Raw genomic sequence first — 22814 nt, 5'->3', positions numbered from 1 at the left:
TATTTTTATCCATTTACTACAGCAATCAGCTCAATTGAAATGTCCTGGAACCCACTCGGGATATAGACACAAATGGTTTCGGACTCAAGCATGCGCTGATACAGTTCATTATTCGGTTCTATCTCAAAATAGCTCACACCAGAACGCACCGGAATCGCGGTCGGCACCTGAATCAGATGCTGAACTGGCACTGCGGGTAAGGCTGCAATCACGCGTTGTTCAACATCAATCGTACTGCCCACTTTAAAGCGGATCGGTACATAAGCAATCAGGTCATGGGGGGGCATGACCCTACTGGATACCGCGAGATACAAACGGGTATCCCGGGAAATTTTGTCTGTTTCAAGGCTGCCCACCCAATAAGATGGCCGGGTTTCTTTAAGGGCAATACTGATATAGCGGTTTGAAATAATCGTATCCAGCAGTTCACGTAAAATGACATCCAGCTGGCCAAAACTGTCCTGTAAATGATGGTGCTGATATTGCGGTAACTGGTCGACAGCATACGCGGTTGAAAAGGTCAGCAATGACCCGGTCAGACGTAATAATTCAGAATACAGTCGTTCCGGATGAATACGTGGATATAGCAGGATATGATTCAGGGTTGCATGTGCAGTATTGAGTGCATTCACCAACCAGAAAGACACGATATCACCCGAACGGAATTCAATCAGTTTTTGTTCATTTTCACGGTTGTTGTTCTGAATGGTTTTGATCTTGGCGCGAATAATATTCAAAGTCCGCTTCAGATTATTCAGTAGATTTTCTGAGGCTTCGATATGCAGAATCGGCGGAATAAATTTATGATCCAGCACAAAATGCCCTGAGCTTTGGCGTTTCATTGTTGCAATCGGCATATAAAAATAACCATCGAGGGCCTGTTCAGGCTCCTGGCTGATTTCAAAAATCTTGAATTCTGCACGACGGCGTAACAGGGTAATTTCGGCTGTAGCGGCATTGGTAAACAGATCATGAGTCGAGCTTAAATGGGAATGATAACGGCTGGACTGTGAATTATCTTCATGGTTAAGATTCTGTTTACTTGCCTGAACCATCGGTAAAGCAAGATAAACAGCCATTTCTGTACGCAGATTCAGACTGTCAAGTTGCACGGGCTCAGGTAATAGATCCTGTGAAGGTGCACGATAAATTTCCCCATCTTGCCAGACCATTTCAATCCGGCTGAGTGCCATGATATTCATGCTGAACTGGGCCTCATCGAATTCAATCGCTTGAATTCCATAGGCAAAAGGAAAGGTTGCCTGAATCATCTGGTTCAGACGTTGTTCATGATAGGCATCCTGTAACTGAAAATGCTGAGGTCGTAAAAATAAACCTTCACCCCAAAGAACTTTTTCTGCTTTAAACATTCAGTCTTACCACTCACTATTCGAATTATTCATATCGGGTACACCCAGTAACTCTTGCACCTGTTCCAGGGGATTCTCATTTTTAATCACGTGTGCCAGCCATTCGTGTAACGGCATCTGGCTCCAGCGAATGGTTTTTTGCAGCATATAACTCACCGGGCTATGCGGTTCATGTATCTGGAAATAATCAGCAATTTCATTTAAGACTTTCAGCGCCTGTTCCCGGTTGGCCAGATGATTTTGTGGCTGTAATCTGAATTGAGTCTGCGCAACAGCAGAGACTGTATCCGTATAACCTAGCTGAATTGCTGATTCTTTCGGCTGTAATAAGTTTTCATTATTTTGATGTGCGATCTGTTCCACTTTATACAGGCGTTTAATCTGGGCAATAATGGAATCAACCTGTTCATCTATTACAGAAAAACTCGGTGCATCCAGACCTAGTAAATCATCTAGGGTTATTTTGAGTTGCTGCCAGTGCTTTTGAATATCCAAGACCTGCTGATAATTCTGTAACTGTACCGAGCGGGAAGTTGCCTGAAGTAATTGCTCGAAATTCTGCAGCTCATCATTGCCAGTTAGAGATTCATAATCTTCATCCTGCTGGTTATGGCGTAACCGGACATTTTGTTGATGTAAAAATGCCTCATAATTTCCCAAATGATAAAACGGTGCCTGACTGACCAGGGGAACCTGTTTCATCAATGCCGGAATCTGGCTGATTAAGCCTTGCAGTAAACCCAGGCGCTGATCTAAATCATCTTCCTCAATTAAAGGATGTAAATCCGGCCAATATTGCTGAATACTGCGATGGCTCAGTTCCAGGCCGCGGGCAATTCCTTCAAATCCGTGAATTCTGGCCCAGGCTTCAGCTAACCAGGTGTAAAGTCGCAGATCTTTGGTTTTTTCACTTAACAGCTCAACCGATTTATTCAGTACAAAATGCCAGTCTGCCTGACGTGGCTCAGAGATCCAGTCACCTTGATCCAGCAAAGGATCATCTTGAATTCTAGCCTTTTTAATGGCATGAAAGTCATTTGAAAATGAGCAGTCCTCACCACATGGCTGATGATCAGAGATGAGGGCAAGCAGTTGTTCAATATCTAGGGTCATTCTTCACCTGAAACTTATTTTTTTTCTTTAATTTTTAAATCTGGCTTTATACAGCATCCGTTTTCTTTTTTCGGGTGCGTTTGGTTTTCGCTTTGGGTTGCTGTTGATCTAAAAGATAAGTAATCTCATCATTTTCAACCTCAATCTGAATTTTCTCAGGTACTTTTTCTTCACTGAGTGCCATTAAAATTTCGGTGGCTAAAGCAGGCAATACACTGGCATTCAGAATATGGTCAACATTACGTGCACCGCTATCTACTTCTGTACAACGGCTTAAAATGAGTTCTAAGAGGTCATCGCTGTAGGTAACTTCAGTTTGATATTGGGTTTGTATTCGCTGAATAATTTTACCGAGTTTATGTTCAATAATTTTGAGTAGCAGATCATCATGCAACGGGAAGTACGGTACGATCTGCATACGTCCCAAGAACGCCGGTTTAAACTGCTGATATAAACTAGGTTTAAGCTGTTCAATCAGCTGATTTGCACTTGGCCAGTGTTCAGGTGGATGATTCAGACAGGCCTGCATGATGGCAGAGGATCCGACATTAGACGTCAGCAAAATCGTGGTATTTTTAAAATCAATCAGCCGTCCTTCACCATCTTCCAGCATACCTTTGTCAAAGACCTGATAAAACAGTTCCTGCACATCACGATGCGCTTTTTCAATTTCATCCAGCAACACCACGCTATATGGATTGCGGCGAACAGCTTCAGTCAGCACGCCCCCTTGACCATAACCGACATAACCTGGAGGCGCGCCTTTTAAAGCAGAAACCGTATGGGCTTCCTGATATTCCGACATATTAATGGTAATCAGATGTGATTCCCCACCATACAGTTCATTTGCCAGGGCCAGGGCTGTTTCAGTTTTACCGACACCACTTGGACCCACTAGCAGGAACACGCCTTGGGGTTTATTCGGATCTTCCAGTTTAGCTTTAGAGGTTTTAATACCTTGCACCAATTGCTTTAGAGCATAATCTTGCCCCATCACACGCTGCGCCATACAGCTTTCAAGCTCTAATACCTGCCTGATTTCATCATTGACCATTTTACCCACTGGAATACCCGTCCAATCCGAAATGATGTCATGAATGATGCTGGCATTGACGCGTTCAAAGACCAGTGGATTTTTTTGCTGTACTTCAGCCAGTTCTGCACGTAATACCGCAATTTTTTGACTAGACTTTTCGTCCTGATCCGGAGTCTGAAACTCCCGGATCTGCTGAACAATGTGCAATTCATGTCGCAATTGATTTTCCAAGCATTGGATGTTGTGCCTAAGCTCTGCAATTTTTACTGAAAGATTATTGAGTCGTTCATGGTGAATGGGCAGGTTCTGGTTTTCCTGAGTGAGTAATTTGTGTTCCAGTTCCAGATTGTGCAATTGTGCCTGCAGGTGATCGAGTTGTGCCGGTTGAGCATTCTGAGTCAGTGCGACGCGTGCGGCGGCAGTGTCCAGGACACTAATTGCTTTATCGGGTAATTGACGTCCACTGATATAACGATGCGACGCATGTACCGCAGCAATAATCGCTTCATCATCAATCTGCAAATTAAAATGCTGAGCCATCACTGGAATCATGCCGCGGAGCATATCAATCGCGACTGCTTCTGTTGGTTCCTCAACTTTGACGACCTGAAAACGGCGGCTGAGCGCTGCATCTTTTTCAAAATACTGTTTGTATTCCGCCCACGTGGTTGCGGCAATGGTACGTAATTCACCTCTTGCAAGTGCCGGTTTGAGTAAATTTGCAGCATCATTCTGACCGGCCTGGCCACCCGCACCAATCAGGGTATGCGCTTCATCAATAAACAGGATGATTGGATAGGCAGCACTTTGTACTTCCTGAATTACTTGTTTCAGTCGGTTCTCAAATTCACCTTTGACACTGGCGCCTGCCTGTAACAGCCCCATGTCCAGCACATGTAATTGCACATTTTTCAGGGCATCAGGGACCTGTTGCTGGGCAATTTTGAGAGCCAATCCTTCCACTACAGCCGTCTTGCCGACTCCCGGCTCACCTGTCAAAATCGGATTGTTCTGACGACGGCGCATCAAAATATCCAGCATCAAACGAATTTCAAATTCACGCCCAATCACTGGATCAATTTTTCCTTGAATAGCTTTCTGGGTCAGATTAATCGTGTACTGATCCAATGCAGGAGTTTTTTTTGCAGTCGTTTCAGCATTTCGATGAGCTACTGGCTGAGACGTTATTAATTGAGCTGACACATTTTCAATACTGTCCTGGCACAAATCCAGGAACTGATGCTTCATTGTATCAATCGGAATCAGCTCAAAAATTGAGGATGAACGCATCGCAATTTGATACAGATCGGAAGCTGTTAGTAAAGCTACAAGTAGGTGACCACTACGAATGATGGGTTCTTTTTCAGCGGAGGCTAGTAGCCAAGCCTGCTCAAGTAAGCGGATAATTGACGTGGCAAAAATAGGGGTGCGCGAATTGCCTTTGTTAAGCTGAAATAAACTTTCATTTAGATCATCTAGCAGAGCTTCCTTAGAAAGTTTATAGTTTTTAAACAGTAACTGGACATCATTTAACTGGTTATGCGAGAGTAATTCGAGAAAAAAATGTTCAATTTCGATTTCGTAATTTTGCTGATGAATACAAGTATTAGCAGATTTCTCAAGACATAAACGTGCATGATCAGATAATTTATTAATTAAAATTTTTAAATTATTCATGTATTTCTCATTATTTATTCTTACAAGGCACAATCTTTTTAAGGTTAGAAAGATAGGATTGTGCTGTTCTTGTTATTTATTTGAATGACTGCAATTGAACCAGTTCTTCTGATCAATTTTTACCCTAATGTTTATATGTTTTTTAAAAGAATAAAAGTCATATAATCTTTAACATTTTTTTAGAGACTGTTAAAAAATATTTTACAAAAGTCAATTTTTGTTGTTGACTTAGTGTGATCATTTTTTGTTAAATTCGCAAGATGATTTTTAAATAATAAATAGAGAAAAGTCATTTCAAGTAAAAAAATCGAATAACCAGAAAAAGAAAAATTTGAGGCTAATTTTGAAAAAAAATATGAGTTCCATACTCGTGCTGATGCTGGCTGTCTGCACGATGAGTCTGATGCAGACGCATGCTGCAACCCTAAAAAAATCATGTCTTAAAGTGCATCCACTGGCCGAAGGAGATACTGATCCAGAAATCTTGCAACAGTATGAACAGCTTTGTGCCAAAGCCGCTCGGAAAGATCTTAATTTACAGCGTAAAATCAAAGCCGATATTGCTCAACTTTATCTGGATCGTGGTCTGCATCTGAAAGCACTTCAAGCAGTAGATCAGTTAAGTCGTGAAAATTACATAACACGTCAACTAACAGATATTAGCTTCCTTGCTGGTGTCGCGATTTCTAATCATGCCCTGAACTATATGCGCACTACAGAAATCCGTCCGCTGAATGAACAAACCTACGCCATTACCAAAGTTTTTAATGACAATGTACGTTTATCCCAACCCGTTACGGTTATGCCTCTAAGGGCAGAGAAGGATTCAGGCAACAAGAAAAAAAAGGTGACCACGGCGAGTAAAAAAAACAGCTCGGCTAAAACACGTATAAGTGCTCCTGCACGTAATAAAGCAAAAGAAATATCTAGCAGCAATGTTGTCGCCAAGAAAACAGAGCCGGTCGTCCTCCCAAATGTCCAGTCTAGCTCCAATCCATTTGGTGCACTTCGAAATAACTAATAAAGAATAATTCATAGGAATCAGCAATATGGCTAAGCGTGAAAGTGTACAGAAGAAATTACAGCGGATTCGTCCACCGCGTGTGCAATTGACTTACGATGTGGAAGTTGGGGATGCCCGCGAAGTCAAGGAATTGCCCTTTGTAGTCGGCGTGCTGGGAGATTTTTCAGCAGCATCTGAACTGGAAAAAACTAAGCTAAAAGACAAAAAGTTTATCAATGTCGATCTGGACAATATTGATGAAGTGATGGAGTCATTGGCACCACGGGCCAATTTTCAGGTTGAAAATACCCTGACCGAAGAGGGCGGCAAGATGTCTGTGGACCTGACCTTTAATTCCATGGATAACTTTAAGCCAGAACAGGTCGTGCAGCAGGTTGATCCATTACGTCGACTGGTTGAAGCTCGTGAACGTTTAACCGATTTGCGTAATAAAATTTCCAATAATGAACGTCTGGAAGATTTGCTAGACGAAGTTCTGAAAAGTACTGATCAGATCCGCAAGATGAGTGTGGAGGCTGAGCATGAGTAATTTAAATGCAGCAACTGCTGAACACCTGAATATTGAAGAATACTCATTACTGGACTCTATCGTCGAGCGTAGCCGTATCGCGCGTACGAATGAAGAACATGACCGTGCCAAAAGCCTGATTGGTGAACTGGCACGTGAAGTCATGGCAGGAACAATTACTGTATCCGATAACATGACCCTTGCACTGGACAAGCGTATTGCTGAAATCGATGCCCTGATTTCAACCCAGCTGAGCAAGATCATGCATCATGAAGCATTCCAGAAAATTGAATCAACCTGGCGTGGCTTATATTATTTCTGTCAGGAAACCCCATCCAACTCTTTGATTAAAATTCGGATGTTGAATACTACCAAAAAGGAATTGATCAAGGATTTCCAAAGTGCCACTGATTTTGATCAAAGCACCTTATTCAAGAAAATCTATGAAGAAGAATATGGCTCTTTTGGTGGAGCACCTTATGCCACCTTGATTGGTGATTTCGAGTTTGATCGGACGCCATCAGACATGTATTTGCTGGAACAGATTTCCCATGTGGCAGCAGCAGCACATGCACCATTTATTTCTGCAGCCAGCCCAAGCATGTTTGGACTGGAATCATTTACCGATATTGATCGTCCACGTGATGTGTCCAAGATTTTTGAAACTGCTGAATATGTACAGTGGTGTTCATTCCGTGAAAGTGATGATGCACGCTATGTTGCATTGACCATGCCACGTGTATTGGGACGTGTGCCATATCATCCGAAAGAAGGCACAGCGACCGAGGGTTTTAACTATGTAGAAGAAGTATCTGGTGAAGATCATCATGAATATCTATGGATGAATGCAGCTTATGCTTTCGGTACTCGCTTAACTAATGCTTTTGATATGCATGGATGGTGTGCTGCGATTCGTGGTGTCGAAGGCGGCGGCTTAGTTGAAGGACTTCCTGTACATACCTTTAAAACGCATGACGGTGACGTGGTATTCAAATGTCCAACCGAAATTGCGATTACGGATCGACGCGAGAAAGAGCTGAGTGATCTTGGTTTTATTCCACTGGTGCACTGCAAAAATACCGATTATGCCGCGTTTTTTGGTGCTCAATCGACTCAGAAGCCGAAAAAATATGACAATGATGCCGCGAATGCCAATTCTGCTTTATCGAGCCAGATTCAGTACATCATGGCAGTTTCACGTATCGCACATTATTTAAAAGCGATGATGCGTGACAAGGTGGGAAGTTTTGCTTCTGCAGGCAATGTTGAAGCCTTTCTGAATGACTGGTTATCTCAATATGTATTACTGGACGACGGCGCCTCTCAGGAATCCAAGGCGCAATATCCTTTGCGGGAAGCGTCAATCAAGGTTGTAGAGAATCCAGCTGAACCTGGTCACTACAAATCAGTGGTCTTCTTGCGACCACATTTTCAGCTTGATGAGTTGTCTGTATCCCTGCGACTTGTCACTGAACTGCCGCAATCGAGCAATTAGGTCGGTTGCATTTTCTATTATTGATTATAAAACAGGATAAAAATAACAATGAAAGACATATACGTCCAATTTCGCGGCAAATATAAAGTCGATGGTGAATCACGCGATTCTGAACATAAAAGTTGGCTTGAAGTAAATTCCTGGTCACACAATATTCGCCAGCCAAAATCTGCGACGTCTTCAAGTGTGGGTGGCCATACCGCTGAGCGTGTAGAACATTCTGACATGATTTTTGTCAAAGATCTGGATGCTACCAGCCCGAAACTTTGGGAAGCATGTTCTGCCGGTTATACCTTTGATGAAGTTCAGATTGACTTCTACCGTGCCAACGGCGACAAGCGTATCAAGTACTTACAGATCAAACTGAAACACGTTCTGGTTTCTCAAGTCATGCCAAGCGTGAATGCAGAAGGTGTACCGACTGAAGCGTTCGGTCTGAAATATGCTGCGGTTGAGTGGACTTATAACCAGCAAGATATCAACGGTACACAGAAAGGTGCGGTAACCAAAAAATGGTCATTATCCAATAATACGGCATCTTACGCTGCTTAATGCTTCTGAATTTAGAGGCTTGCACCTGCAGGCCTCTATCTGAATGATTAAATTTAAAATGGATGATGGAAATACATGAATCTGGATCAGCTTTATCCTTATGGATTCCGTTCGACCTTGTTTGATCGACTACTGCCACAAGAGGAAGCACGTGCACAGGGCATGTCAATTCAGCAGTTGCGTGAAGCAGTTGCGGCGGATCTGGAGGATCTGTTGAACAGCCGTATGGCCATGCTCAACCATATGATTGATGATTATGTGCTGGTCAAAAAGTCCATTCTGCAATTTGGAATTATTGATTTTGTGGGCTTATCGACTGCAAATCCGATGGATCGTGACAAAATTTGTCGCTCGATTGAGGCATCTATTTCAGCACATGAACCACGGCTTAAGCATGTCCGGGTAGAAATGTTGCTGGATGAAAATAATATGGGTAGCCTGTGCTTAAGCATTCAAGCCTATTTGAATATTCATCCTTTATATGAGCCTGTAATTTTTGATGCTTTATTAAAACCGACCACACAACAATATGTTATTTTGCCAAGATCATAATAAGAATGAGCGCGATTGAAGAATTATTACCTTATTACGAAAAACAGCTGCAGGAATTTAGCCAGCAGTCCCGTGAATTTGCCAATAAATATCCAAAAATTGCCCAACGTCTGTCTTTAAATCAGGAACAGATTGACGATCCGCATATTGAGCGCCTGATTCAGGCATTTTCATTGATCTCTGCACGGATTGATAAAAAGCTATATGACAGCTATGAAATATTTACCCGTTCGATTTTTGCGGTGATGTTTCCCCAGTATGTAAAGCCGTTTCCAGCCTGTTCAATGGTCAGTTTTGAAGATGTGAATAAAATCAAACAGCTGAATGATGTACGTTTGATCCCGAAACATACTTCACTTAAATCCAAAAGTGTGCGTGGTGTGCAGTGTGAATACCGGACGGTCCAGGAGGTGGCTTTACTGCCAACTGCATTGAAATCAGTCCATTTTAAAACCCATCCTTCGGCGCACATTCATCTGAACCGTAATGCGACACTCGTGTTGGGTTTTGAAATTTTTAATCAGCAGTTGAACTTATTGCAAAAGCATAAGCTACCAATTTATCTAGATGCGATTTCCAGCTTTCCTTTACAGGTGCTGGATCAGGTTTTTAAGACAGAAACCCAGTTTTCGTTAAAGGGCAATGGCCAGGAAATCAAGATTTCAAATCCTTTCGAGCTATCAGGCTTTAGCGAGGAGGAGAGTATACTGCCGGTCGATCAGCACACCCATCAGGCCTATCGACTATTACTGGAATATTTCTGCTTTCCAGACAAGTTCAATTTCCTGAACCTGAATCTGGATTTTCTCCATCAGATCGAAGCAGATACCTCGAATTTTGAGTTGTATATTCACTTTAAAATGAACCTGAATGATCAGGCTGCGGTTCGCAATTATTCAGAACTGAATCTCGCCAATTTCAAGCTGTTCGTGACGCCAGTGGTTAACCTGTTTGAAAAACAGGCCGAACCGCAGAAAATCAATCATCAGCGACTGGAATATCCACTCATTTCAGATGCGCATCATCCTGAATATTATCAGGTGTATGCGGTCTCCGAGATGAACCTGATTCGTGAAAAGACTGATAAAGAACAGGTTGCCCATCAGGTTTTGCCATTTTTTGCCATGAGTCATTACCGGCATGACGGCGCACAATTTTATTATCATCTACAGCCAGAAATTGCCAGTACACAACAGAATGACCTGAAATTTTCTTTGGTCTCTCGAAGTCTGGAACCTCAGAATACCTCCTCTGATTTTATCAGTACTCAGCTGCTGTGCTGTAACCGTGATCTGCCTTATGAAAGCTATAACAGGGATCAGAATGCGCTCAGCTTGAATGACAGTCAGCTGGTTCGACGCGGACTCTTGTTAAAGCGCCCATCTTTGCCTTATCGATTCAAGCAGAGCCAAAAAGAACAATGGCGCATTATTTCCCATCTTTCCTTGAATAATCTGTCTTTGATGAAAGGTGATGCAGTCACACATCTGAAAGAATTGCTAGAACTGTATAACCTGCCGGCTTTCAAAGAAAACCAGCAGATCATTGCAGCAATTCAATCGATTGATTTTTCACTTAGTCAGAAATTACTGGACTACAAACCATTTCCACTGTTTGTTCGTGGTGTTCGTGTGCAGGTCAAGATGAATATTGAGGCTTTCAGAGGCTCGAGTCTGTATATCTTTGCCCAATTGCTCAATCATATTTTTAACCTGAAAGTGCAAATGAACAGTTATGTGGAAATGATTGTGATTGATGCAGCAACAGAACAGGAGGTATACCAATGCGTGCAGAACGTTGGTGGCAAAAAGCTTCTGTAGTAGAACAGCTGTATCAGCAGCCCACCCGCTTTGAACTGGTGCAGGCAACACGTCTGCTGCGTCATTATCCTGAGCAGAAACACTCACAAGACTGGAGCAAGAGTTTTAGTTTTGCTAGCTCGCTGAATCTGAATTTCCCCAAATCCGAAATTGAGTCTCTGCAATGGACAGATCAGAAAATTCAGCTGACCAGTCCGATGATTGGTCTGACCGGGACACAGGGAGTATTACCTTATACCTATACCTACCGTATCAAGCAAAGCCCGCGTCAGCAGCGCGAGGAAACCCTGCATTTTCTCGGTTTATTTAACCATAAACTGACCGCGCAATATATCGAAGCCTCGATTCACTATCATCTGCCAGTACGTTATGAAATTGAGCAGGAAAATCATTATCTGGAGATTCTGCATGTGCTCAATGGCTATGTGCGTGAACAACATCAGCAACAGCATCTGGATGATTATTTTGCTGAATTTTCCGGTCTGATGCAGGGGCAAAATAATAGTGCTTATGTCCTGAAAACCATGCTGGGTTGCATGTTCAAGCATCAGGTTCAGATCCGGGAGTATTTACCAGAACAGTTTAAACTGGATGCTTCGCAAAAAGCTTCACTGGGCGGATCAAATCCTGCATTACTGGGAATCAATACTTTCTGTGGCGAAGTGCTGACCCAGATTGATGAAAAAATTGAAATCGTGATTGGTCCTTTGAATCGTCAGGACTATCTGGATTTTCTGCCGCAGCAAAAATATAGTGAAAAACTCAAGCAGATGATTTCAACCTGGTGTAGCCCAACCTTGATGGTGGATCTGCGTCTGGTATTAAGCAAGGCTGAAATCTGCCCAATTCGGCTCGGTGATCAAAGTGCCGGGCTGGGACAAGGCGCTTTTTTGATGCTACAAACCGCTGAAGATAATCAGGAAACTTGTTACAGCCTGATGAGGAGAGCAGCATGATCAAGAGCATTATTGCGATCATTCTGACACTCATCCTGCTGACAAGCGCTTTGGTGATCTACTACTGGCGTGATGTGCAGTATGATCCGACAGCTATGGAGATACTGCAGTTTTTTATTTTACTTCCTGTCTGTGCTGGCTTGTTATTGCTTTCCCCATGGCTGATTTATACATCGTTAAAAGCTTATCAGACAGCTAAAGCAGAAAAGTTAGAAGCCGCTGAAAATGAAAAAAAACATTTGCAACAGCAAAGTGAACTGGAGAAAAATAAGGATAAACCGGTTGAGGAGCGGACTCTAAAAATCTATTCATCCGCAGCAATCCATAGCTTTGGTGAAAATCATGAAATTATTGACGCAATGCAGGCATTCAAAAGCCCGGAACTGGATGAAACCTTGGTCAATCACTATGGACTGCCGATCCTGTCTTATCGCATTCGACATCTGGATGAGTTGTTAGCCGAAGTAGAAGAGGATGACACTCTGCACAGCATGCGGCTGCAACGAATCAATTTACTGATTCAGCAGCAGATGGAGCAACATGCTGAAAGTCTGCATCACATTGCGACACATCTGAGAAAGTCAGCGATGTTCTATGATGCAGAAACCGCTTATGAATACCGTATGCATCAGGGCTGGATCAATGAACAGTTTGATGAAGAGAATGAAATAGAAACTCCATTTGAACAGGTGGCACGATTAAATAAATTGAATCTGCATATTCTGCTGCCGGCAACATTGATTCATATCTGGCCAGATCAAGCACAACAGACGCTGATCGAACAGCTAGAACAGCAATATGAAATTGTGCAGCGCCAGATTCATGTCGAGTTCCATTATGTCGATCATTACAATACTTATGCACTCTGGATCAATCTGCTCAATGATATTCAGCAGCAACATGAACAGGTCAGTCTGGTGATTGCAGTACAGTCTGAAATTGATCAGGAGTGGCTGGAACAGCAGTTATGGCAGTCGGAACAATATCTGCCGGGAGAATATGCCGCGAGTATATGCCTGTCTGCTCCACAGTTAAACATTGAAGATTTAATGGAAATTAAATCAATTAAAACCTTAAAGCATGTCAAAAATATTAGTGAATATTTACAGCAACAATGTCCAAATTTTGCTGAACAGTTGCAGCAGGAAGCCGCATTTGTACTGTTGCTGGATGATCCATTACAGATCAATACCTCTAAAAAAATTCAGCAGTATTTAGGTACAGCTGGGATAGAACTGCATCACGGCCTGTATTGCCATTCTTATCTGGGCAGTACAGTAGAGATGAAAGCCTTGTTTGGGATATTTTTGTTCATGCAAATGAATGATGATGTCATTACATTGGCCTATACGGTGCAGCATCCTCAGACATTTTTTGTCTGTCAACCTGTCAATATGGTTGAGGAACTAGAACAGAATGCGGCCTGAAAAATTTTAAAAACCTGAAAGATAATAAAGAAATATAAGAGATTACAGTGAATACATTATTTTATACGATCTTGGGATATGTCTGGCAGTATGTGACCAATCCAAAAGTGATGATGGCATTGTCATTTTTCGTGGTGATTATTTCCATGAAAAACACTGTATCGGACCGTGTGTTCTGGATGCTGGTGGCGGTTTATAGCCTGATCCTGGTAGTCTGGGGGATTTATACACTGATCCAGCATTATCGGCATGGCAAAAAAGGCGAGGAACTTTCCGAGGCCATTGCCAGTACGACCGAAGCTGAACAGAACAGGAATAAGAATAAAGAAGAACTGCAGCTGATCCAGCAGCAGATGAAAGAATCGATTCAGCTGATCCGAAAGTCCAGACTCGGAGATCGTAAGGGGAATACGGCACTGTATGAACTGCCTTGGTATATGGTGATTGGCAATCCTGCTGCTGGAAAAAGCTCGGCCATTTACCATTCCGGTTTACGTTTTCCATTTGAAGAACATCATCAACAGATGGTGTCTTCCGGCTTAAGCGGGACCCGTAACTGTGACTGGTTTTTCTCAACCGAAGGAGTCTTACTAGATACGGCAGGGCGTTATTCGGTCTATGCTGAGGACCATTCCGAATGGCTCGGTTTTCTGAATATTCTCAAGAAAAATCGTTCAAAGGCGCCCGTGAATGGTCTGATTGTCATTGTCAGTATTGCCGAGCTGGTCAGCCAGAGTCCGGAAAAATCCATTAAATTAGCCAAAAATCTGCGTGCCCGTATTCAGGATCTAACTGAACGTCTAGAAGTCTTTGCTCCCGTGTATCTGGTCTTTTCTAAAATGGACCTGATTGCCGGATTTACCGATTTTTTTGACTGTTATGATGCGCAGGAATTTGATCAGGTTTGGGGCGCGACTTTACCGTATGCGGCAAATTCCAGCGAGCAGGCGCTAGAGCTTTTTGAGGAGCATTACAATATTTTATACGATGGTCTGAAAAGTGTCAGTACAACGCATTTGAGCCGTCGGCATTCACAGCACATTTCTCCAAGTGTAATGACTTTTCCACTGGAATTTAAGAGCCTGAAACCGGTTTTAAAAACCTTTATTTCTACACTGTTCCAGGAAAATCCATACCAGTTTAAACCTATTTTCCGTGGCTTTTACTTTACCAGTGCCTTGCAGGATGGCGTAATTGAAAGCCCAATGACGGAACAGATCGCGGATGATTTTCACTTGATCCACAGTGATGACAGTGAAATTGGTCTGCCGAAACAGTCAGTTTCCCAGAACCACGGTTATTTCCTGAAAGGCCTGTTTTCCAATGTGATCCTGAAAGACAAGCATCTGGTACGTCAGCATATTAACCCGACAAAAAAACGTCAGCGTTTTATGGCCTTTACCGGTGCAATTCTTGGGGTATCGATTGTCCTTAGTTTATGGTTATGGTCATATCGCAATAACCAGCAGCTCATTACTGAAGTTCAGGCCGACCTGAACAAAGTGCTACAGATACAGGCACAGGCCAACCGTTCGCTGAATCATCAGCTGGATGCCTTGCTGATTTTACAGGGGCATCTGCAGCAACTGGATCAGTTTGATCAGGACCGTCCACTGAAATACAGCTTTGGTTTATATCAGGGTAAGCAGATTCGGGAAAAACTGGAAACTGAATATCTTAAAGGCATTGAACAGCTGGTGCTGCAGCCCACCCAGCAGCAGATTGCACAGTATCTGCAACGTGTTAAGGCAAATGAAGCGGTGCTAAAAGAAAATTATATTCAGGTGAAAATGAATCATGTGGCGCAAGGCCGCCAGATTGCTTCTGAACCTTCAGACCAGAATCCTCAGGATGCTTATAATGCCTTAAAAACCTATCTGATGCTGAGCAATCGCCAGTATATGGATTCCAGTCATTTAAGTGATCAGCTGACACGTTTCTGGCGCACATGGCTGGAACAAAACCGCGGTGAAATACCGCGAGGTGAAATGCTCCAGAAAGCCGAGCAGATCCTGGGTTATGCCATTACATTGTCAGGACGAAACAGTTTCCCTCAGTTGAATTCTGATGCAGTATTGGTGGATCAGACCCGTCAGATATTGACAGCGATTACCACCGGTATTTCTGCACGTGACCGTGTCTATAATGAAATCAAGAGTCGTGCGGCCGTGCGTTTCCCCGCAATGACAGTCAAACAGATTCTGGGTGAAACCAACCAGAATGCCATGTTGGGAAGCTATGCTTTGCCGGGAATTTATACCTATCCGGCATGGAAAGGTTATGTACAGGGAGCCATCGAGCAGGCAGCGAGCAGCACAACCGATAGTCGGGACTGGGTGCTGAATACCACGCAATCTGATGATCTCAGCTTTAGTGGTAGTCCTGAGCAGATCCGTCGTCAACTGACTGAGCTCTATAAGAAAGAATATATTGCAGAATGGCGTAAATTCCTGAACGCGATTCATTATGCCAAAGCAGGCGATTTCAATCAGCAGATCAAGCAGATGGATCTCTTGGGCGAACCGGAACATTCTCCAATCCGTATCTTGATCCAACGTGTGGCCCAAGAGACCAGCTGGGATAATCCGATGGTTCAGGCAGAACTGGCGGTGCCGCAAAAAGGCTTTATTGCCTGGTTTAAACGTAAAGTGCTGAATCGTGATGAAGCGAAGCAAGTGCAACAGGCCAATAGCCCGTTACAGCATGGTGTGATTGCACGTGAGTTCCAGATGTTCTATCAGATGGTACGTCAGCGCGATGATCTGCAAAATCAATCGCTTCTAGATGGTTACATGCAGTCAATGGCAAAAATCCGCAGCCAGTTCAATGATCTAAAAAGCTCAGGTGATATTGGTCCTGCCAGTATGGCTCTGGTCAAACAGACAATTCATGAGCAGAACTCCATTTTTAACACTAGCCAAAAATTTGTGGCAGAGAAAATGGCGGCAGGGACGACAGAGCTGGATCAGCAACTGTTACAAAAACTTTTGGTTGCACCATTAATCCAATCCTTTGAGGGGCTGCTGGTTCCTGCACAGGCTGAAATAAACAAGCTCTGGACCATGCAATCTTATCAGCCATTTAGCCAGAATCTGGCTCAGAAATATCCGTTTAGCAGTCAGGCAACCTTACAGGCCACTTCCAATGAAATTAACCAGATTTTTGGTGAAAGTGGCAGTATTGCACGCTTTGTGAAAGAACATCTGGATCCACTGGTGATCCGACGTGGCTATACTTTGACCTCCAAAACCTGGCAGGATCTGGGAATCAGTCTGAACCCGGCTTTTGTCGCAAATTTCCAGACTTATGTCGCACCTGCTCATGGGGTTGCCACAGGTGAACTGACTCAGGGGCAGGGTACAGCACCTGCTGTAAACCAGTCCAATTTCCAGTTCTATCCATTGGAAAATCCTCAGCTTTTAGCTTATACCTTTGATATCGATGGGCAACGCATGCTGTTTGAAAATGGCATACAGCAATGGGTGAACTTTGTCTGGCCAAATCCGGGTGCGATTCCAGGCACACGCATTACGCTAGTGGATCTGGAAGGGAAAACGCATACCATTTTTGATGAACCGGGTGAATATGGCATTAACCGCCTGATTGAAAGTGCACAACGTACCCAGAAAGGCAGCAACTTTGAGATGGTCTGGAAGAGCAAGGAAAATCCGGAACTTTGGGTAAAAGTGAACTTCCGTCTGGTCAGTGGACAGAATGCCAGTTCTATCGGCGGACAGCCAAACTATGCCAACCTGCAACTGGAGGATCAGGTCGTTTCCAATAAATCAGTACGTGTCGTGGCTGCGCAAAGTGTTCCTGTATCGGCACAGCAGAGTCTGGCTCAAACCAATCCGGCCACAGCATTAGCCAACACAGGAGTAGCTGCACCATGATGAAAATTCAATTGCAACTGCCGAAGCGGTGGAGGGATACGGATGTATGAGTTAAAAACCACACCATTTTATTATGGTAAATGTCCAGCACGTGGCGATTTTCTCAAGTCGCGTGGACAATCTCAGCTTATTCAATTGATTGATCAGTGGATTACGGAAGCATTAGAGGTTGCCATGCAGAAGGCAGATTTCAAGCAGACCTATGCACAATTACCAGCGCTGGATTTCTTTATTGCCAATCCACAAGAAAAACTGTTTTTGCTGGCCAATTTAATTGCCAGTGAAGACAGTTCAGGGCGGCAGTTTCCAATGGTGCTCATTCATCTGATTGAGCATGAACAGCCATTTGAAAATATCGTGTATTCACCATTGCGCTACAAATCGGCTCTGGTTGAGCTTTATCAATGTAACCGGGTAATGCGTTCCATTCGTGATACTGATATTTTGCTGGATAAACTAAGCAAGCTGAGCAACCAGATTATGGTGCCCACCCAAGAAGAAGCGCAGGAATTTTATCAACATCATACGATTCATTCATTTGCTAAGCTGATTAATCTGAGTACCTATCAGCTGGCACAGAGCCTGATTGGATTGGGTTTATTACTGCAACCGATTGTTCAGCAAGGTACTAGTCGCTTGAATAAAGTGCTAATTTTACCTATTCATAATAGGATTTATTGCTATGAAATTGCAGCATTTTGGGTCAGTCTGATTAGCCAGTTTGTGCAATATCATCATACAGAACTGTTGATTGGCATATTACATAAAAAACAGCCTATTTTATTATTTGGTTTTAAAGGTGCAGATATACAAGCTTTAAGCGATATTTTTACCGAAAACTTAGATAGTCAGCACTGGGTATCCTTAATCCATGCAGCCTGGATTGACCAGTATCTGGAAAATAATGCAGGTTTGGCAGCCTTGGAACAGTCCTTAAGTGAGCGTCAGATGAGTCTGGCTCAAGGAATCAAGTTATTTAAACAAACATTTGCAGAAGCATAAAATGAAAATAAAAAACAAATATTTAAAATTGAAAAAAATATATAAAATCAATCCATTAGTATCTTTTTTGTTGAGTTTTTCAGTGTGTGCACAACCGATCATTATTGAAGGTGCTGTACCCACTGAGATGACCAAACAGGAAATACTGAGTAAATTATATACAACTTATGGGCAGAAAAATGTGGTGGACCGCATCCAGATCCGTCAGGTCACCGCACCAGCAGACTGGTCAAATACAGTCAGTACAGTAATTCATGAAGATCTGAAAAAGGTCAAAAACGGTAAATTAACAGTAAAAGGTACTGATATTCAGCTCACAGGTAAAGTATCAAATCCTCATGAAATTCAGGAAATTACAGCAAAATTTCAGGGATTAACACCAGCAAGTTACCGCTTAAATACCCAGCTTTCAGTCAATCAGGCTGAACAGCAGATCATTGATGCAGCATTAAAGAATCGAATTATTGAGTTTGAATCTGGTAGTGCGGTATTAGCATTTTCAGGTGCACAGATCCTGGATGAAATGGTCATTGCTTTAAACAAAGTGGGTGCTAAAAAAATACGGATTATTGGACATACGGATAGTTCAGGCAGTGCTCATCAAAATCTGCAATTGAGTCAGCAACGTGCAGAAGCAGTAAAGACTTATTTAATCAAAAAAAATATTCCAGCACATTTGCTCAGTACTGATGGTCTAGGTGCAAGTAAACCTGTAGCGGAAAATACCACAGCTGAAGGTCGAAAGAAAAACCGTCGGATTGAGTTTGAAGTACTTTAAAAATATAAGTTGCTTGAGCAACAACATAGATAATCGTATTATTAATAGTTGTTATTCACCAATTAAAATGTCTATGCGATAAACCATTTAAAATGTCCTGTTTTTAACTGCAAGAGTCAAGCACAGGATTTAAATTTCTTTGTTCAATAATGGCTTTCTGAGCTTTACGACTCGGCATACTTTTCTTGAGACGGGAACGTTTATTTTGTTGTTCTAGTTCTTCATGCTGCTGTTGAATATGGGCTAATACAGAACCCAAACGTTTATTTTCAACAATCTCTCGCTGGTTGAGCTGACTTAATTTATCGAAGATGCTGTAATTGATTTTTCTTCCCTGATATTCAATCGCGACTGTACTATCCGGGTATTCCAGAAACTCAAGATACTTGCCAATCAATCTTTGGTTTTCTTCCGTGTTTTCCAGGAGATATACGCATTTATCATAAGTGATCGTCAGGCTATTCGTGACTCTGCGGGGTTCACGCCAGGTAAAAATATCATCTAATTCTTCGGCTGTTTCAGTGATAGGCCGATGTAGATTCTTAGGATTAAAAGCCATCTTGGCAAACTTCTGATTGAACTGCTCAATGAAGCAGGGTAGCCAAGCATTAGCTTGCTCAATCGAACTGATGCCTTCCAGACGCATTTCTTTGATCAGACGGTCCTGAAGCGTTCTATTGGCTCGTTCTACACGGCCTTTGGCCTGTGGTGAATTAGCGAAGATAATATCGATATTCAGGGTGTTGAGTACACGTCCAAACTGGGTAATCTTGGTGTCTTTCTTGCTGCTTTGATTCACTCTAAAGACTGAATGTTTGTCGCTGTAAAACGCTAAAGGCTTACCGTGCTGTTCGACATATAAACGTGTCGAAATCATATAGTCAAAAGCTGATTCTGATTCACAGAAGCGTAAATGCTGCAATTTGCCTGTGGCATCATCAATGAACACCAGTAGGCAGCATTTAGCAGCGCGTCCTTCGAACCAGTCATGGTGTGAGCCATCAATTTGGATCAGTTCACCAAAGCAATCCCGGTTGTAACGAGGCTGATACGGGCGTTTCAGACGCTTGGCGCGAGGAATCCATAAATCGGCTGCAATCATCCAGGAACGCAGTGTTTCCACTGAAATATCAAAGCCATGAACGGTGGTGAGCTTTTCATGCGCTAAAGTGGGTCCGAAACCATGCAGTTGATCAGAAACAATATTGAGGCACTTGAGTCTGAGCTCTTCAGGAAGCCTGGAATTGCTGATTTGACCACGACCGGCATGGGCTAATACAGCTGGGCCTTGAGCTTTGTATTTTTGCAATAAACGCCTGATCTGACGCTCTGAAATATGAAGTAGCTGAGCAGCTTGGGACTGGGTTATGCGTTGATCACAGATTTCCTGCAAGACCGACAATCGTTTAAGTTCTTTATCCGACATAGACACCAACATATCAAACCGTCCGCTAAGAAAATTGCAAAAGTGCATATTCTAAAAGCGGACATTTTTACTTTGGAGAAACCGGACATTTCTACTTTGGGTTTACAAATACTATTTCGTATAATGTATATTATGTTAAATAGGATGTTATGCAGATAGCCTATCTCGATATATGTTGTTCATAAAAATTAATTTTGAAATTTTCAGTAGAAATTAAAGCTAAAAATGAAATTGCGAAAAAATAAAGCTAATAATGAAATAAAACTCACTTAGGAAAAAATCATTACTAGTTTTATCAAATAAAATCTTCGATCTATCAAAAATTTTCATCGATTTTTATACATTAGCGACCAAAGCTTTTCTTTTGTATTCAATCGCAAAATCTTCACCTTCCTTGCGAATTGCATCTTGGTATTCAAGCTTTTTAAAAGAATTTCTACTGTAAATCTGAGAAATCCATTCTGGTGTTACTTATATCTACTAATCTCAAAACTGCAATATTACTATCTCTGATCCCGCCAAACTGCCAAGGAATACCTAAGTCAAAACTTCCCTCCCTCAATAAATGTCAGCCTGTAACCGATATGACCAGTCTGTTCGGGTTTATTCTATATCATTGAATGGAAAATAAATCCCACGTCTCTGGGGGCATCTCTCAATAATAGTAGCTACTACGGTTGTAAATTATTCTAGAATGGATTATTTGTACTTTTTCTTTTTGTCATGTCTATATACAGGTTTGATTGAATGAGTGCTCATTACCTTTGATAGATTCTGCTCAATAGATTCTCGCAATCCATCTAAGTATTCAATTTCATTGGATAATTTTAAATAGTCAGCAATTTGGTCACTGAAATTCTCAATAATTTCTTTGGCATTTCTAATGCGAAATTCAGGACTTTCAGCCAATTTCAACAGCTCTGCCTTAGTCGGGAATTGCTTGCTGCCATTTATTTTAAGAGCGAGCTGATTATCAATATTTTTATATATGAGTGTATGTGTGATATCGAAAGGTGGTGATACAAAGATATCGCTCATATCTGGCGTATATTGCAGAGCAAAGTTTTTAAGGTGAGCGTCACCGTTCCCAATCAGGCAATTAAAAACAATGTACTTATACATTTTTACGACTTCTGCCTCGCTACGGGTATAGAGGTAGGTGGCTTTAAGCAAGTTTTCGTAGCTACCCTTGTACTTCTCGTTTGGGTCATTAGATCTTTTGAGAAGAGTCGTAAAATCCTCGTAGCCTAACCTGGTTCCATCAGCAGCTTTATCAAAACGCTCAATAATGTAGGTTTCTAAATTGGCTGATAGATATGTTTTGGGTGGTTGCAAACCACAATGACGAGCAGCTTCCATACAGACAAATTCATTTACCGTCAGTAAATCAAAGTCTGCATCATAAGACTTAACAATCAGGTCTTTTTGTTGAACAGTACGCTCCGTTAGAGTAGTCACATTAGGAATGCTAACTTTGGGCTGAACTCCAGCTAAAGAGTTTCGTAAATAGTATTTTTCTAATAATTGTGGAAAAAGTGGAACTTGGCTATTGTAGTTAAGAATTTCATCAAGGCTAACTATTTCTACTTCTGGTAATTGCAATTCACTTTTATAGGACAACATGCCAATACCATTAGCTTCTTGTAGAGCCAATAAATACATTTCATTCACATTGGCATATCGAGCAAGTTTACTGGCAATAAAATGGCGATTATGCCCCTCTGGTAAATTTTGGGAAAAAATAGGATGTAATGCCCCATGTGGATATCCCTGCATATCAGGTAAAGTCATTGTAAGAGATACAAATCTTTGTTCTTGTACTGGTTGATAGTAATAATGACCACTATGCGTCAACAAGCCTTGTTTGAAATTATCTGTAAATACTTCAATAGATTTGATTTGTGTGGGTAGTTGAAAGTTTTCCATCAATCTTCTTCACTAAATAGAGTGTCGATGTCATTCCAATTTGGCAGAGATCGTTTTTTGGGGGTGACTTCAAACTGTAAACCAACTGCATCTATGAGACGTTCGAAAATATCAAATGAGCCTGTGAAATGGCCATTCTCTATTTCAGAAATGGTAGATTTATTGACACCAGACTTTTTTGCCATCATTTGTTGTGTGTAAGCTAATTTCTGCCTTGCTTCACGTATTTTTGCTCCAATCTCCGCACGACTGGCCATAA

Annotated in this window: 17 protein-coding genes; 11 read left to right on the top strand and 6 right to left on the bottom strand. The window is 42.1% G+C overall.

All coding sequences use genetic code 11. The features are described from left to right. Nucleotides 1–5: 5 nt before the first annotated feature. Genes tssK through tssH form a run of 3 tightly spaced genes read right to left on the bottom strand, consistent with a single transcriptional unit; the run spans nucleotide 6 to nucleotide 5196 of the window. Nucleotides 6–1370, bottom strand: a complete 1365-nt coding sequence (gene tssK / locus BK820_RS05240) for a type VI secretion system baseplate subunit TssK (protein ID WP_071320317.1) — start codon at nucleotides 1368–1370, stop codon at nucleotides 6–8. Between the two features lie 6 nt (nucleotides 1371–1376). Then, entirely contained in the window at nucleotides 1377–2483 is a 1107-nt protein-coding gene (tssA, locus tag BK820_RS05235) for a type VI secretion system protein TssA (protein ID WP_071320316.1), read from the bottom strand. Between the two features lie 46 nt (nucleotides 2484–2529). Continuing rightward, the gene (gene tssH, locus BK820_RS05230; RefSeq protein WP_071320315.1) at nucleotides 2530–5196 is read right to left on the bottom strand and encodes a type VI secretion system ATPase TssH; all 2667 of its coding nucleotides are present in this window, start codon (nucleotides 5194–5196) and stop codon (nucleotides 2530–2532) included. 355 nt (nucleotides 5197–5551) lie between these two features. Here tssH and BK820_RS05225 point away from each other — a divergent pair, with 355 nt between their 5' ends. The 11 genes from BK820_RS05225 (at nucleotide 5552) to BK820_RS05175 (ending at nucleotide 19203) form a co-directional block, all read left to right on the top strand. Then, nucleotides 5552–6217: a hypothetical protein gene (locus tag BK820_RS05225; RefSeq protein ID WP_228715825.1), complete on the top strand. Its 666-nt coding sequence runs from the start codon at nucleotides 5552–5554 to the stop codon at nucleotides 6215–6217. Nucleotides 6218–6245: 28 nt separating this feature from the next. After that, complete coding sequence (tssB, locus tag BK820_RS05220; RefSeq protein ID WP_004809254.1) at nucleotides 6246–6749, top strand: type VI secretion system contractile sheath small subunit; 504 nt, start codon at nucleotides 6246–6248, stop codon at nucleotides 6747–6749. After that, on the top strand, nucleotides 6742–8223 hold the full coding sequence (gene tssC / locus BK820_RS05215; protein WP_071320313.1) for a type VI secretion system contractile sheath large subunit: 1482 nt from the start codon (nucleotides 6742–6744) through the stop codon (nucleotides 8221–8223). The genes tssB and tssC overlap by 8 nt, the downstream gene beginning before the upstream one ends. 48 nt (nucleotides 8224–8271) lie before the next feature. Further along, on the top strand, nucleotides 8272–8775 hold the full coding sequence (locus tag BK820_RS05210) for an Hcp family type VI secretion system effector (RefSeq protein ID WP_004809258.1): 504 nt from the start codon (nucleotides 8272–8274) through the stop codon (nucleotides 8773–8775). Between the two features lie 75 nt (nucleotides 8776–8850). Further along, nucleotides 8851–9327, top strand: a complete 477-nt coding sequence (gene tssE, locus BK820_RS05205) for a type VI secretion system baseplate subunit TssE (protein WP_004809259.1) — start codon at nucleotides 8851–8853, stop codon at nucleotides 9325–9327. 5 nt (nucleotides 9328–9332) lie between these two features. Further along, nucleotides 9333–11147 (top strand): type VI secretion system baseplate subunit TssF, encoded by a 1815-nt coding sequence (gene tssF / locus BK820_RS05200; protein WP_071320312.1) that lies wholly within the window; start codon nucleotides 9333–9335, stop codon nucleotides 11145–11147. Continuing rightward, on the top strand, nucleotides 11111–12103 hold the full coding sequence (tssG, locus tag BK820_RS05195) for a type VI secretion system baseplate subunit TssG (protein ID WP_071320311.1): 993 nt from the start codon (nucleotides 11111–11113) through the stop codon (nucleotides 12101–12103). Before tssF ends, tssG begins: the two co-directional genes overlap by 37 nt. Further along, nucleotides 12100–13530, top strand: a complete 1431-nt coding sequence (locus BK820_RS05190; RefSeq protein WP_071320310.1) for a hypothetical protein — start codon at nucleotides 12100–12102, stop codon at nucleotides 13528–13530. Before tssG ends, BK820_RS05190 begins: the two co-directional genes overlap by 4 nt. 47 nt (nucleotides 13531–13577) lie before the next feature. After that, nucleotides 13578–17423, top strand: a complete 3846-nt coding sequence (gene tssM, locus BK820_RS05185) for a type VI secretion system membrane subunit TssM (protein ID WP_071320309.1) — start codon at nucleotides 13578–13580, stop codon at nucleotides 17421–17423. Nucleotides 17424–17465: 42 nt separating this feature from the next. Next, nucleotides 17466–18425 (top strand): type VI secretion system-associated protein TagF, encoded by a 960-nt coding sequence (gene tagF / locus BK820_RS05180; protein ID WP_071320308.1) that lies wholly within the window; start codon nucleotides 17466–17468, stop codon nucleotides 18423–18425. A gap of 1 nt (nucleotide 18426) precedes the next feature. Next, the gene (locus BK820_RS05175) at nucleotides 18427–19203 is read left to right on the top strand and encodes an OmpA family protein (protein WP_071320307.1); all 777 of its coding nucleotides are present in this window, start codon (nucleotides 18427–18429) and stop codon (nucleotides 19201–19203) included. A gap of 103 nt (nucleotides 19204–19306) precedes the next feature. Here BK820_RS05175 and BK820_RS05170 read toward each other — a convergent pair whose 3' ends face one another. From BK820_RS05170 to BK820_RS05160, 3 genes are all read right to left on the bottom strand, one after another. Further along, complete coding sequence (locus tag BK820_RS05170) at nucleotides 19307–20629, bottom strand: ISNCY family transposase (RefSeq protein WP_081409040.1); 1323 nt, start codon at nucleotides 20627–20629, stop codon at nucleotides 19307–19309. Nucleotides 20630–21328: 699 nt separating this feature from the next. Next, a complete protein-coding gene (locus BK820_RS05165; protein WP_071320305.1) occupies nucleotides 21329–22555 on the bottom strand; it encodes a type II toxin-antitoxin system HipA family toxin in 1227 nt (408 codons plus the stop codon). Beyond that, complete coding sequence (locus BK820_RS05160) at nucleotides 22555–22812, bottom strand: helix-turn-helix domain-containing protein (protein ID WP_071320304.1); 258 nt, start codon at nucleotides 22810–22812, stop codon at nucleotides 22555–22557. The genes BK820_RS05165 and BK820_RS05160 overlap by 1 nt, the downstream gene beginning before the upstream one ends. Between the last annotated feature and the right edge of the window lie 2 nt (nucleotides 22813–22814).

Origin of the sequence: Acinetobacter sp. LCT-H3 (assembly GCF_001866125.1) — a bacterium.
Lineage (GTDB): Bacteria > Pseudomonadota > Gammaproteobacteria > Pseudomonadales > Moraxellaceae > Acinetobacter > Acinetobacter schindleri.
The sequence above is the reverse complement of the archived record's forward strand: the minus strand, read 5'-3'. Positions and strand labels throughout refer to the sequence as shown.